We start from the raw sequence: 14,147 nt of genomic DNA on the forward strand, positions 1-14,147 counted from the left end.
GGATGCTACTGGTAATAAGTTTATTGGAAAATATGATATTAATTTAGCTTAAATATTAGGGGTGAAGCAGAGATGCTGAACCTTATACTATATAAAAATCAAGCTCTCTGAGTTTTCGAGAGCGTACATTTTAATAAACAGGGGTATATAAAATGTCCCTTCCATAATGAAAAAACACCTTCCCTATCTATTAGGTTTTTTCCAGATGCAAACAAATATAAATTTAAATGTTTTGGTTGTGGAGAAGTAGGGGATGCAATAGACTTTATAGAAAAATTAAAAAATATAACATATAACCAAGCCCGGGAGTATTTGAGACTTACAGTTGAAAAAAGTGTTCAAGAGCAGCAGACTGAAAAAATAAAAAGATATATAGATTGGCAAATAAAGAAATTTGATTTGAAAGAGAACCTTATAGGTTTGTTTCCATTTACAAACGATAAGGGCGAAATTGCATACTTCAAAGCCAAATTCAAGAACGATAAAGGCGAGAAACGGCTTTCTTACTATCATATCGAGGACGGTAAGGTAATTAATAAGCGTGGATGTGAGGAACTCCCATATAACCTGTATAATGCCATACAAGGCATTAAAAATGGAAAAGTAATAATTATATGTGAAGGTGAAAAAGATGTAAATAACCTTAACTCTGTACTTAAAAAAAATGATTATGTTGCCACCAGTGTTAAAAATGTAAAAAATTTGTCTATGTATGAAAATGCATACTTATACATTTGCGGTGATACCGGAGAAGCCGGAGAAAAATATAAGTGGTCCATATATAAAAAACTATTTAGTTCAGCCAAGTCATTCAAATTTATAAACCTCCCAGGTATAAAATCCATGGGGGACAACAAAGATGTTACAGACTGGTTAGATGCTGGACACGATAAAAGGGATTTACTAAATGCTTTTAATAGGTCCTTAGATTTAAAAAATAAATATGAGTTGCAGCAAGATTCTTTGGGAATTTATAAGACCGTTTTAACTAGGGACAATAATGAGAAAAAAATATACATGACTAACTTCAATATAGTAGATGCTACGGCTATACACTATGTAAATGAAGATGTGGAAGGTATAAAGCTTTCTATAAAAACATCTTTTGGCAGCATAATTGAGAAGATGGATTATGTAAGCGTGTTTGATGATCCAAAGTCATTTAGAAATTTTCTTGGTTCTATGGACCTTATATTTAAAGGAAAAGTTGACGATTTAATGACTTTAAAGGCATGGATAAACAAATATTTTGCTCTTGAAAAATCCAAAGTTTATTCAGGCACCAGATTTGTACTTGAGAATGATGATATTAAACTTGTCACAAAAGACGGGATGATAACCAGTAAAGGTGTAGATCCAAAAATAAAAAGTGATGGCGGTACAGCTATTAAAATTATAAACATAAAGCCTATAGAAAAGGAAGAACTCAAAGAGCTTCAAAAATATTTATTTGAGTTTGCACCAAAGAAAATAAGTTATTCTATTATAGGCACTGTAATTAACAATTTTGCAATAGCTCAAGCTATGGAGCTAAATATAAGTTTTCATCATTTACTATTGGCGGGTGAAAGTGGCGGTGGCAAAAGTACAGTAATGGAAAATGTTATTGCTGCTATCTTAAACTATCCAAAGGATGATATTAAATCAATAGGGTTAACTACTCCGTTTGCTATGGAGAAAGCTTTAAGTGAAGGAAATTATTCAATTTTGTTTGAAGAATTTAAACCAAGCGAAATGAATGAATATAAGAAAAAAATGATAAGTGAGATTCTAAGGAATTCTTATGATAGACATACTATTGATAAGGGTAACAGAAATTTAAAAAGTAATACAGTATTTGCACTTACAAGACCACTTATATTAGCCGGAGAGCAAACTTTCGTCAATAATGAAAAAGCATTAAATGAGAGGTCGTGTATTATTTACTTTTCTAAAGGCCAAAGGACTAAGGAACATACTATTGCTATGAATTGGATAATAGAGCGTCAAGATATTTTAAATAAACTAGGTAGGAGCTTGATTGATGTAGCCTTGAAGATGTCTGTAGAAGAATATAAAAATCTTAGAGATATTGAGGCCAATAAGATTGAAGGGTTAAAAGATAGACCGTTAAATACTGCAATTAATATCTGCACTGGAGTTGCTATATTAAATAAGTTACTTAGTAAATTTAGTTTAGAATATATACAAGGATATGAAACTTTAGTTGTAGAAAATATTAAAAATGAAATTTTGGACAATGAAGAGGAATCATCTTCTGAAGTTGAAGAAATATTGAAACTTTACGACCAGATTGTTGGTGACGATAGAGTAAGTGATGAATATTTAAAATGTGCTGTATATCGTCATGAAGGTAATATATACATTAGAACTAGTGAAATGTACAACCAGATATTTTCATACATGAAGGACATTGGAGATAAAAAGCCAATGATGGAGCTAAAGGATTTTAAGAAACAGGCCAAAATGGCAGGATATTTATTAAAACCATCAGGAAAAGTGGTAAAAGTAAATAAGAAAACCACAAAATTTGATTTATATGATATTAAAAAAATTAAGAAGCTAGGACTTGAGGCAATAGCTCCGCCGGATATTTTTGAGGACGAGTGGGAAAAAGACGAGCAAAAAGTTGTGTTTCCGGACAAGTTTAATAAAAGTAAGTAGGTTACTAAAAATGCAAAAAGGTAACCAAAGGTAACCAAAAAGGTAACCGCTGAAAATGTTGGTATAGCTAGCATAGGAGTATATATATATATATGAGTTACTAAGTTACATAAACATATATATATACACGCGAGTGTACATGCACTCATATATAAAGTTCTGTCCATATGTATTTCAAAAAGGTAACCTTTCAAAAAATGCTCTTAAAGCTAGATATACCAATACTTAAAAGGTTACTAAAAAGTAGTAACCAAAAAGGTAACCCGATAGAAAAGAGGTGTTTGCTATAAAATATTACAAAGGTGTGGAATCAAATTTATATAATTATAAATCTATAAAAGCTGAAATTAAGAATATAGATTTAGAATTACAAGAGTTGGATAATGAAGGAGCAGGATGTAAGGCTATAGGATATGAAGAGAAGTCGGCTCCTACAAATAAATTTAATAGTGCAGTTGAGAATGAAGCATTGAAGCCAGAACAATTGAGGAGGAGGAGGCATAAACTTAAGGTCCAATTAGAAAAGATTAATAATGCATTAGAGACTTTATCTGATGATGAAATGAATTTAGTAGATCTAAGATATTTCAAGAAGCTACAGTTTAAAATTATAGCACAAATAATTGATAGGAATGAAGTATACTGTGTTTGTTTGAAAAGTAAAATAATAAAGAAGTTGATACCTCTTATATATGTATAATAAAAATTATATAAAAATATTAGATTTATATAAGATATATATAATGTAGTCTGTGTTATTATAGTATCGTAGAAATTTACAAGAAAGACACTTAGATTAAGTTCTGAGTGTCTTATTTATGTTAAGTGTAAAGGAGGGATAGAGTTGCTTACTAAAGATCAAGAGAAGATGATTACAATGCTTATAGAAGGTTATAGGATTACTGATATTGCTAAGAAGATTGGAGTAAGTAGGCAGACTATTTACTCATGGAGAAATAATAGTGAAGTTAACGCTGAGCTTGACCAACGTAAACAGGACATAAAGAATCAAGGCAATGCCTATATATTGAAAGATGTAAACACTTATATTGATGAAGTAAAGAAGATAGCAAAGGAAAGTACAGATCAAAGAGTAAAGTTCTCTGCTAATAAGTATCTAATAGACAGAACGTTAGGTGTACCAACGGCTATAGGTGATGACGAAACGGAAGATGGCAACGAAAATGTAAATGAGAATGATCTTAAACAGGAGCTTGAGAAGTTCAAAAAGTTAAAAGTTATCAAGTAGGAAATGCCTTGAAAGTATTGATATGACTATGATTGAGTGACTTTTTGTGTGTAAACCTATATTCGCGAAATCTACGTTTAGCGAATATGACCAAAAAGGTATACTTTTAAAGCAATCCGCCCCGGGGCCATTCTAAATGCGTTTGGCAAAATTTACCCCGTGAGCGACGTCACATTTTTTGCAACAAAATTTAAAAACCGAATAGAAATATTTGTAAGACAGATGAAACAATCTGTCTTTTTTTTATACCCAAAATTAAGGTTATGCCTGTTCCTGAAAGGCATTTGGAGAAACCATGGAACTAAGAAAACAAATGACTAACAAAGAGAAAAGGCAGTATTACAAAGAAAGAAGTTTCGAGCGTCTTGGTGAAACTAGAATTAATAATATGGGGTCAGTAATGACAATTATTGATTATAAGAATTACAACAATGTAACTGTTGAATTTGAGAATGGATATATTACTAAAACTATCTATGGAAATTTTGTAAGGGGGAGTGTTAAAAATCCTTATGATAAAACGACCTATGGAGTTGGTTACATTGGTGAAGGTAAGTACAAAGCTACTGTTAAGGGCAAAGCAACCAAAGAATATGCAGTATGGTCCAGTATGTTTGAAAGATGCTATTCTTTGAAATATCAGCAAAGAGAACCAACTTACAAGGGTTGTAAGATTTGCGATAAGTGGATGAACTTTCAAGAGTTTGGAAAATGGTTTAGTGAAAATTATTATGAAATAATAGGTCAGAAAATGCACATAGATAAGGATATTTTAATTAAAGGAAATAAGACATATTCTCCTTTGACTTGTGTATTTGTACCTCAAGATATTAATAAACTGTTCACTAAAGCTGACTCCATAAGAAATAATTTACCAATAGGGGTTTATCTTTGGCAATTTAAAAATAGGAAAACTTGTTATACTGCTCAATGCAGAGATGGCAAAATACAAAAACGCCTTGGATATTTTAATACATCACATAAGGCTTTTTTAGCTTATAAAAAATATAAAGAAGAATTAATCAAAGAAACTGCTAACAAATACAGAGGCAGGATACCAGAAAAGCTGTATAATGCCATGATGAATTATGAAGTCAGTGAAGAGGATTGATCTAAATGTTTCAAAATGAAGATGAACAAAATAACTATTTACTTTTTACCTATCTTCAAAAGGTTGGTTTTGACGAAAATGCTACAACCGATATGATCCTTAAACATAGTTCCAATTTATTTGGATATAAAGGCCTTGCGTATGAGCTCGGGAGAATGTCTCTCGAGTTTTTTTGTATGTATTTTCTCCAGGACACATTTTTACCTAAAGAAAACAATGCCGCAGCTCCGTTAGCACAAGTTCATCATGAGATTTGGCATGACATTGAAGATTCCATAATTGGTGATGGCTCTAATCAAATAGGGAGGATAGAACCAAGAGGCACCGGGAAAAGTGCTTTTGGTAATTTTGGCCCTGTATGTTGGGTTCACGCTTATGGAATTAAGAAATATACCTTGATTTGTTCTGATATAGGTTCAACTGCTGAAAAGTTTATCAAGGATATTAAAAATACTTTTCTTGAAAATAAATATATTGAGAAAAGCTTTGGAAAGTTACTTGATGATAGGGACAAAAGATATATTTGTAATAGCACTCAGCTTGAGTTTACCAATAAGACTTTTATCGAAGCCATTTCCTCTAGCTCTCCAATGCGTGGCCGTAAATATGGCAATATAAGGCCAGAACTAATAATCTTAGATGATTACCAAAGTGAGGATGATGTCAGAACTGAAGATGCCAGGGAAAAGAAATGGAAAAGATTTAGTGATGATGTTAAGTATGCAGTACAAAAGGCAGTTAAAAGAGCTGGAAAAGTAATAAAAAAAGGAACAACGCTCATAGCTCTTGGAACTTTACAGCATAAAGAGTGCTTTTATTCTAGACTTATGAAGCAGCCGACATGGAAATTTAAACATGATAAGGGTGTTTTAATTGATGATATAGACAAATATTTCGAAAGTGGTCTATGGCTTCAATTCAAGAACATCCTTTTTAATTTTAAAAATGAAAACCACCTTGAAGATGCTAAAGAATTTTATTGGCAGCATGAAAAGGAGATGCAGTTTCCACTTTTGTGGGAAGAATTTTGGGACTGTTTAGACGAGGCTTTGAAATACTACGAAAATCCTTCAAGTTATAAGCAGGAAATGCAGGGGGATGTTGATTCTATAGGTAAAAAGTATTTTAAAACAGTAGCCACAGAAACAAGAGAAGAAATAGAAACGCATAATTTTATAAAAACAATGTTGCTTGTAGATCCTGCTTCAACTTCTGGAACTAAATCCGACTACTCTGCTTATTTGGTAGGCTCTCAAGCAGATAATAATTTAAAGTATGCAAGAAAAGCAGAATTGGCAAAAATAAATGCAAGAACTGACTTCGATAAATATGTAGACCATATGATTGAACTTTTAAAAGAGTATCCAGATACCACACATGTTTATATTGAAAAAAATACATTTAATGGAGCTGACGCAAACCAACTAGAGCTAAAAATCAATAAGGATGATACTCTGAGATTCCGAAATATTGAAATTATTAACGAGTCTCAGCGAAAAAATAAGGATGATAAAATTTCAACTATTATTCCAGTGTTAAATAAGGGACAACTTATTTTTGCTGAAGAGGATCAGGACTTTATAAAGCAGATTCTTGATTTTAGAGGGCAAAAATTTAGTGTTCATGATGATGCTCCAGATATTACAGCAGAATTTGCCAACAGAATTGAAAATATAGAAGTCATTCAAAAGGTCCAATTGTTTGATAGAAGAAAATTAGGATTGTAGGAGGTGAGTATTATGCCAGCAGACTTGGAACTTTTAAGAAAATGTAAGCAAGATTTTGATACGAAACTTCCAATGTACATGAGTATGCAAAAATATTATGATGGCCATACCGAGGCTATGGAAAAGTACAAAATGATAACTAAGCGTGCCAATACAAAAGTACGCTGTAATTTTATACAAAAATTTATAAATGAAGAAGCCAGCTATTGTTGTGGTAACAAGGTTACTTATTCAAGTCACTCCAGTAATGCAGATGTAATTGAAGATATAAGACTTAATTTTAAACATTGGAAGGAAAAGCATAACAAAGAACTTTGTAAGCAATCCTTAATTTTCAATGAAGCTTATGAATTGTATTATATTGATTCAAATGGGTTATTTAATAGCTTGATTTGTACGCCTCTTGATAGTTATATCCTTAAGGATGATTACAGTAATATAATACTTTTTATAAGGTTCTGGACAAGAAAATTTGATAGTTCAGGAACTTTATATGCTGATGTTTATACAACTACGGATATTGGCCATTATACGGTTATTGGTGATGAATTTACACCAATTATAGCTAATGTTTTGAATAGTACTAATAGCATAATAAAAAGTAATAACAATGATATTAATTCATTCAGTCAAAATGCAGGAATCGGGCCGATAAATAATAATATTGATGCTAATATATTTGGTCAAGTTCCGGTGAGTGTAGTTCAAATAGGCACTATAGATGAAAGTTTATTTTCTATTTTAAAGGGACTTCAAGATGGTTTTGAAACCAATTTGTCCGACATGGTTAATGAAATATCTGATTTTAGAAATGCTTATCTTGCCTTTAAAGGTTGTAAACTTGATGATACAACAAAGGACGAAAATGGAGAAACTGACCTTGATAAAATGAAGAGGTTGGGAGTTATGAATTTACCAGGAGATAAGGCAGATGCAAAATGGCTTATAAAAGAAATTAATGATAGTTTTGTACAAAATACTCTTAATACCCTTGAAGATAAGATGTATCAACTTGCAAGTCATATAAATAATAATGAAAAGCTAGTAAGTAATACAAGCTCTTTAGCTCTTAGAAATAGACTAATTGGTTTGGAGGAAAAGTGTACTAATAACATACAGGCTTTAGTTGATGCCATTAAAGTGAGATTGCAATTTTTATTTATATATCTTCAGATAAAACAAAATAAAGACTATGACTGGAAAGATATAGACATAAAGATTGTTCCAAATATACCTACAGATGATTTGATGATGTCACAAATTATAAGCCAGTTAAATGGGAAGCTTTCACTTAAAACTGGATTAGCTCAATTGAGTTTTGTTGACAATGTGGACAATGAAATGGCAGAACTGAAAAAAGAAAATGAAGCCGATAGTGTTGGCCAAAGTCTTTTAAATGGTGGTGGAATAGATGAAAATAAATCCTCAATACCGCAAAATGATTGAACAAATTAGACTTGATTCTGAAAAATATGCAGATGAACAAATGAAAGATGTATATTCTAACCAAAAAGACAAGCTTAATGAGCTACACAGCTTCATAGGAATGATGTATATAAAATATAGTGTAGATGGTCTACTGAAATTTAATAACTCTCAAAAAGCTTCTGTAATGGCTCAAATTGATAGCAAATTAAAGGGTATAGGAAAAGATTTGGGGCAAAAGGAAGTCAGCAAGGTTAAGAGTATACTGGATAAAACCTATAAAGATACTTATTACAAAAATGCTTACGTGCTTGATAGTGGTATGGATGTAGATATAAAATTCAAGATGCCAAAACAGGAATTTGTTGATGCTGCTATAAATGCAAAATTTAAAGAGTCTACTTTTAGTGATAGAATTTGGAATAATAAAGCTGCTATGATAGATAAATTAAAAAATTCTATAGTTGAAGCCTCTAAAGGTAATACCACAATAGATAAAATAGCAAAAGATATACAGCATACTTTTAATGTTTCTGCTTATGATAGTAACCGTCTTGTGGCCACAGAAACTGCAAGGGTAGCAGTAAAAGCACAGGAACAAATAGGACTTGATTCTGGTTGTAAAGAGGTTATGTGGAGTGCAACTTTAGATAGTAGAACAGCTCCGTATGATGCAAGCCTTGATGGTAAGGCATGGGATATTACAGAAAACCATCCTGAACCAGTTACAGACACGCACCCTCGTTGCCGTTGCATTTTAATAAATGTCCCTTTTGCAGATTGGAAGCCGACAAAGCGCAAAGACAACGAAACAAAAGATATTATTGACTATGAAGATTATAGCCAATGGCTAGAAGATAAGAAAATAGAATAATTTTTTTAAAAACCACTGTAAAAAATATGACTTTTAGTAGTATATAATGTTAGGTATAAAAATTATATGCCTAATAATTATAATAGGAGTGGTTGCATGGAAACTTATAAAAATTTAAAAGATGTTATGAAATCAGAAGAAAGTAAAAAATGGAGCAGGATTTGCAGAAATATGATTGAAAGTGTTTACTTGGATATTATAAATATGAAGGTGGTGGAAGATAAAAAAATTCATTTTAATATAATAATAAGGGATGATGGAAGAGTAACAGTTAGTACAGTTGAAGAAGATAGAAATATAGTTACTCTGTATATGAATAAAACAGAAGAGTATTTAAGTAAAATTGAAATTAGATATAACGGCAAAAAGGAAAAACGACAGGTTAATTCTATTAATGATATACAAGATATTATGAATATTGTTAATGAATTATTAAATGATTCTAATGAAGTCAAAGGTTCAAAATGAAATATTAAAAAGTCTTAGAAATAAGGCTTTTTTATTTTATAAAAATTTAATTGCGTTCTTAGTTCGTAAGAGTTAAGAGGGCACAGGAGGTAAAATATTATGAAAAAAAGTGAATTAACAAAATTAATTGAGGCTTTAAAAGATGATGACGACATTGACGAAACAATATCTAAAAGTGATTTAGGTAAGGCACTTGTTTCAAGTGGTTTAACCCTGGATAATTTTAAATCTAAATTAGAAAGTGACTCAAATTTTAAAAGTTTTATGGATTCTGAGAAAGATAAGCATCTTCAAAAGGGTATTGATACCTTTAAAACTAATAATTTACAAAAATTAGTTGATGAAGAATATAAAAAACAACACCCAGAAGCTGATCCAAAGGATACTGAAATTGCAAAACTAAAAAAGCAATTTGAAGATATGCAAAAAGAGTCTCTTAAAAAAGATTTAACCAATAAAGCTCTTAAGACTATGACAGAGAAAAAACTTCCTACTGATTTGGTTAATTTTATTGTTGGGGTTGATGAGGATAGTACAAATAAAAATCTTGAAACTTTAGAGAAGGTTTTTAATAGTCATGACGAGGCTATAAAGACAGAAATATTAAAAGATGGTACCTATAAACCAGGTGGGCAAGGTGGAGAGCCAACTGAAGAAGCAGTAAAAGGGCAGATTAATTCTGCTTTTGGACTTAAATAAAAAGGAAAAGAGGTAATAAGACATGGCAAATGCAATAAATTATGTGACTTTATTTATGGCTGCACTTGATGCACAAATAACACAACAGGCCACAAGTGGATGGATGGAAAAAAATGCAGGACAGGTTATATATAATGGTGGAAAAGAAATTAAAATACCTAAAATAAGCATTGACGGACTTGGTAATTATGACAGAGAAGGAGGTTATCCAGGTGGAACTGTAGGTCTTGATTATGAAACCATGACAATGACAATGGATAGAGGTAAACAATTCCTTTTAGATTCTATGGATGTTAATGAGTCTAACTTTGTAGTTAACGCTTCAACTGTAATGTCTGAATTTCAAAGGCTCAAAGTTATTCCTGAAATAGATGCTTATAGGTATTCTAAAATAGCAGCTCTTGCAATTTCTAAAAGTAAGGCAAGCGGAGGTTATACACCTGTAGTTGATGATGTATTTACGAAAATAAAGACTGATATAGCAAATGTACAGGATGCTGTAGGTGATGTTCCACTTGTAATTACAATGAGCAGAACTACCAAAAACGTGCTTGATATGAGTAAAGAAATAACAAGGCAGTTAGCAATTGATAATTTTCAATCAGGGCAGTACAACACTAAAGTTTCTATGATAGATGATTGCCCTATAATTCCAGTACCTTCAGCACGATTAAAGACTGCATATGTGTTTAATGATGGTAAGACAGCAGGTCAGACGGCAGGTGGATTTACACCAGATGCATCTGCTAAAAATATAAACTGGATTATATGCGCCCAGAATGTTCCTATAGCTGTAAGTAAAACCGACAATATGAAGATATTTGCACCTGAACAAGTACAAGGTCATGATGGGTATTTGATGGATTATCGTAAGTACCATGACTTATGGATTCCGGATAATAAATTTGATGCATTGTTTGTAAATATTAAGGAGGCGTTGTCCTAATGTTTAAACTGAAAAAATTAAATGTTATAAGGATTGTTGAAACTAAAGAAGAAAAAGCAGTCCTCGAAAGTCAAGGTTTTGAGGAAATGGGAGAGGTTAAACCCGACTATGATAATATGGCCTATAATGATTTGAAACAAATAGCAAAGGATAAAAATGTTGAGGGCTATTTCAGTATGAAAAAGGAAGATTTGATTGCAGTTTTAAAAGGCTTGGAGAGTGAAGGAAAATAATCACTCTCTTTTTTAATTGGAGGTGATTTTATGGCTGTTATAGATGATGTTAAGGAATTAAAAGGGTGGCAAACTGATAATTCACATGATGGAAAAATTAATATCTATACTCGCAGAGCTACGACACTTATAAAAAACTATTTGAATTTAAATAGCAATGATACTACAGATATAGAAAATACTTATCAAGACGCTTGCGTGGCTTATGTAATGGAGCAGTTTGATAGAAAAGGCAATGAAGCCACAAAACAATATAGTCAAGGTAAAAGAAGTGGCACCTATGGAAGTGACTTGAGTGAAAACGTAAAGAGTTTACTTCCAGTACCTTATGCAAGGATGATGGGATAATGAAATGTGATTTTACAGTGGGTATCTATGTAAAAGGTGAAGGGCATAATACCAGTAGAGGTTGGGTACCTGGACAAGATGAACACATAAAAGATATTGATTGTGATATACAACCTTATAGTCAGGAGCTTTTGCTTAAGGAATATGGCTACGACATTAAAGTAAATAAAATGATATTTATTGATAATTTCGAGCCTAATATAAAAATAGGTACCATTCTTAAGTATGTAAATAAACAAGGCGTTACTGAGGTGTATGAGGTTAAAGCCATACCTTGGGATGATGAATATATGGAGGTGGTTTGTCTTGGGATATAAGAGCAATCTAAATAATGTATTAAATGCTTTGGAAAAAGGTAAAAAGGAGGCTCTTACTTCTATAGGAGCTTTTGGAACTGCCGAAGCACAATTAAGAGCACCAGTAGGAAAAAAGGAAGATGGTGACATAGATCCTGGTAGACTTAGACAGAACATTACGTTTAATGTACATGATGACAATAATGGGGTGAGCATTGGAGCTACTAATGCAGTAGTAAATAAAAAAAAGAAACCATATGCAGCTTGGGTTGAAAAAGGTACTGCCAAAATGAAAGCACAGCCGTTTTTGGAACCTTCAATAATGGATAACTTGAGTAAGATTGAGGAAATAGCAGGACAGAAAATAAAAGTTAACATGGGAGGAAAATAAGATGTTAAATTTGTATGATGTGATATTTTCTTTAATTAATCCTGTAGTTGATTCTTATGCGGAACATTATCCGATAGACAAAGAGACTGAGGAAGGTGGAAAAAAATATCCTTATGCAGAGTTTAACTTTCCTAATGTAAGTGCCAATAATGAATACAGCGATCTCAATCAACTTCAAATTGATATTTGGAATGATAAATCTGGTCAAGTTGAAGAAATTGAGACTATTGCAGATAACTTAGTGAAAGTACTTAATAAGAAAATAATAAAAACTGACAATATGTTAGTACAGATTTTTAAAGATAAACCATTTAGGTTAAAGCTCCCAGACAGTGATATTAATATCCAACGTCGGGAGCTCCGCTTTTTGGTGAAATTATATGAGAAAGGATAGTGAAATAAATGGCTGACATAAATACAAGTGGTGTAACTACTACAGGATTCAATGAAAAAACAATGGACCATTTACTGCTTGATGCTGGAGCAGTTTACAAAAATTTTGGGTTAGAAGATCAAATTATTGTGGGTGCAACATCTGGGGGCAATGAGTTTGACGCAAAAGCTAAAATCCGACAAATAGATGTAGACGGAGTTAAAGCTGCCAATGCAAAGGGCATGGAGATTATAGACAATATAACAACAACTCTTAAATGTAGTTTTATAGAAGTTTCCAGAGATATCTTACAGGCTGCTTTAATTGCGAATGTAGATACATCTAGTGATAGTAACTATGATATTTTAACAGGTAAAACAGTTATAGTAGATTCGGATTATATAAAAAATTTGGCTTGGGTAGGTACTTTATCTGGAAGTAATAAGCCTGTAATAATTGTAATCGAGAATGCATTATGCTTAGATGGTTTGCAGTTAAAAACACAGGATTCAAAAGATAATGTTTTGGATGTTACATTTACGGCTCATGCAGATCCGAAAACGCCAAAGGATTTGCCATATAAAATTTATTATCCAAAACTTACCGATATGGTGGCATTTAATTTGGTTAGTGCGGCAGTAAGTGCTAGTAAGATAATTTTAACTATGTCTGATGATGTGGCTGCAACGGTTCCAAAAGATGGCTTCACCGCAACAGTAGCAGGAAGTGCGGATGTAATTACAGCTGCCGCAAGAGGTACAAGCAACACCAAGACAATAGAACTTACTCTTACCACAGCACCAACAACAGGACAGGCAGTTACAGTGGCTTATAGCAAGCCTACAGATGCAACTAAGCAGGTACAATCAGCAAGTGGTGTAGTATTAGATAATATTGCAACTACAAGCGTTCAGAATAGTTAATTTAAGCACTCTTAAGTAGGGTGCTTTTTATTTTGGGAGGTAAGGGAAATGGCAGAGGAAAAGAAGAAGGAAAAATTATTAAAGAGAAATTTAAAGACTAGTGATCTATTTAGTTTTACAAGAATTATAAAAAAGATGAACATGAAGAAGGAACTGAAAGAAATTGCAAAAGATGTAACCGGAAAAACTGAGAAAGAAAAGAAACAAGCATTGCTTGGGTTAAGAGCAGATTTAATGCTTTTATTTATTGAAAATATAGGAAATGCTGAACAGGAGATATATAGATTTTTAGGCAACTTAAGTGATAAAGAAGCACAAGAAATTGCAGACCAACCACCAAAAGACACCTTTGCAATGCTAAATGAAATAATGGATGATGAGAGTTTTGGTGATTTTTTATCTACAGCACTCAAATAGATG

Annotated in this window: 17 protein-coding genes; all 17 read left to right on the forward strand. The window is 32.2% G+C overall.

From position 1 onward, the window contains the following. Positions 1–147: 147 nt before the first annotated feature. The 17 genes from CLCOS_RS01550 (at position 148) to CLCOS_RS01630 (ending at position 14,144) form a co-directional block, all read left to right on the forward strand. Positions 148–2,664: a CHC2 zinc finger domain-containing protein gene (locus CLCOS_RS01550; RefSeq protein ID WP_082853601.1), complete on the forward strand. Its 2,517-nt coding sequence runs from the start codon at positions 148–150 to the stop codon at positions 2,662–2,664. A 304-nt stretch (positions 2,665–2,968) separates the two neighbouring features. After that, complete coding sequence (locus CLCOS_RS01555) at positions 2,969–3,364, forward strand: RNA polymerase subunit sigma (RefSeq protein ID WP_242866989.1); 396 nt, start codon at positions 2,969–2,971, stop codon at positions 3,362–3,364. 144 nt (positions 3,365–3,508) lie between these two features. Then, the gene (locus CLCOS_RS01560) at positions 3,509–3,913 is read left to right on the forward strand and encodes a helix-turn-helix domain-containing protein (protein ID WP_082853599.1); all 405 of its coding nucleotides are present in this window, start codon (positions 3,509–3,511) and stop codon (positions 3,911–3,913) included. A gap of 295 nt (positions 3,914–4,208) precedes the next feature. Then, entirely contained in the window at positions 4,209–5,024 is an 816-nt protein-coding gene (locus CLCOS_RS01565; RefSeq protein ID WP_082853598.1) for a hypothetical protein, read from the forward strand. Between the two features lie 5 nt (positions 5,025–5,029). Beyond that, entirely contained in the window at positions 5,030–6,751 is a 1,722-nt protein-coding gene (locus CLCOS_RS01570) for a hypothetical protein (RefSeq protein ID WP_063602052.1), read from the forward strand. A 12-nt stretch (positions 6,752–6,763) separates the two neighbouring features. Continuing rightward, complete coding sequence (locus CLCOS_RS01575) at positions 6,764–8,197, forward strand: phage portal protein (RefSeq protein WP_063602051.1); 1,434 nt, start codon at positions 6,764–6,766, stop codon at positions 8,195–8,197. Further along, positions 8,190–9,050 (forward strand): minor capsid protein, encoded by an 861-nt coding sequence (locus tag CLCOS_RS01580; RefSeq protein ID WP_192847931.1) that lies wholly within the window; start codon positions 8,190–8,192, stop codon positions 9,048–9,050. Before CLCOS_RS01575 ends, CLCOS_RS01580 begins: the two co-directional genes overlap by 8 nt. A gap of 96 nt (positions 9,051–9,146) precedes the next feature. Then, positions 9,147–9,518 (forward strand): hypothetical protein, encoded by a 372-nt coding sequence (locus CLCOS_RS01585; protein WP_063602049.1) that lies wholly within the window; start codon positions 9,147–9,149, stop codon positions 9,516–9,518. Between the two features lie 99 nt (positions 9,519–9,617). Next, the gene (locus tag CLCOS_RS01590) at positions 9,618–10,217 is read left to right on the forward strand and encodes a DUF4355 domain-containing protein (protein ID WP_063602048.1); all 600 of its coding nucleotides are present in this window, start codon (positions 9,618–9,620) and stop codon (positions 10,215–10,217) included. A 22-nt stretch (positions 10,218–10,239) separates the two neighbouring features. After that, complete coding sequence (locus tag CLCOS_RS01595) at positions 10,240–11,163, forward strand: hypothetical protein (RefSeq protein ID WP_063602047.1); 924 nt, start codon at positions 10,240–10,242, stop codon at positions 11,161–11,163. After that, positions 11,163–11,396, forward strand: a complete 234-nt coding sequence (locus CLCOS_RS01600; RefSeq protein WP_063602046.1) for a Rho termination factor N-terminal domain-containing protein — start codon at positions 11,163–11,165, stop codon at positions 11,394–11,396. The genes CLCOS_RS01595 and CLCOS_RS01600 overlap by 1 nt, the downstream gene beginning before the upstream one ends. A 30-nt stretch (positions 11,397–11,426) precedes the next feature. Continuing rightward, positions 11,427–11,744, forward strand: coding sequence for a phage head-tail connector protein (locus tag CLCOS_RS01605; protein ID WP_063602045.1), 318 nt, complete (start codon positions 11,427–11,429; stop codon positions 11,742–11,744). After that, positions 11,744–12,061 (forward strand): hypothetical protein, encoded by a 318-nt coding sequence (locus tag CLCOS_RS01610; protein WP_063602044.1) that lies wholly within the window; start codon positions 11,744–11,746, stop codon positions 12,059–12,061. The genes CLCOS_RS01605 and CLCOS_RS01610 overlap by 1 nt, the downstream gene beginning before the upstream one ends. Next, positions 12,051–12,431 carry an HK97-gp10 family putative phage morphogenesis protein gene (locus CLCOS_RS01615; protein ID WP_063602043.1) on the forward strand — a complete coding sequence of 127 codons (381 nt, stop codon included), beginning with the start codon at positions 12,051–12,053 and terminating at the stop codon, positions 12,429–12,431. The genes CLCOS_RS01610 and CLCOS_RS01615 overlap by 11 nt, the downstream gene beginning before the upstream one ends. 1 nt (position 12,432) lies before the next feature. Next, positions 12,433–12,825, forward strand: a complete 393-nt coding sequence (locus CLCOS_RS01620; RefSeq protein WP_063602042.1) for a hypothetical protein — start codon at positions 12,433–12,435, stop codon at positions 12,823–12,825. 8 nt (positions 12,826–12,833) lie between these two features. Beyond that, entirely contained in the window at positions 12,834–13,727 is an 894-nt protein-coding gene (locus tag CLCOS_RS01625; RefSeq protein WP_063602041.1) for a SwmB domain-containing protein, read from the forward strand. Positions 13,728–13,775: 48 nt separating this feature from the next. Next, the gene (locus tag CLCOS_RS01630) at positions 13,776–14,144 is read left to right on the forward strand and encodes a hypothetical protein (RefSeq protein WP_063602040.1); all 369 of its coding nucleotides are present in this window, start codon (positions 13,776–13,778) and stop codon (positions 14,142–14,144) included. The last annotated feature ends 3 nt before the right edge of the window (positions 14,145–14,147 follow it).

This window comes from Clostridium coskatii (assembly GCF_001675205.1).
GTDB lineage: Bacteria > Bacillota > Clostridia > Clostridiales > Clostridiaceae > Clostridium_B > Clostridium_B ljungdahlii.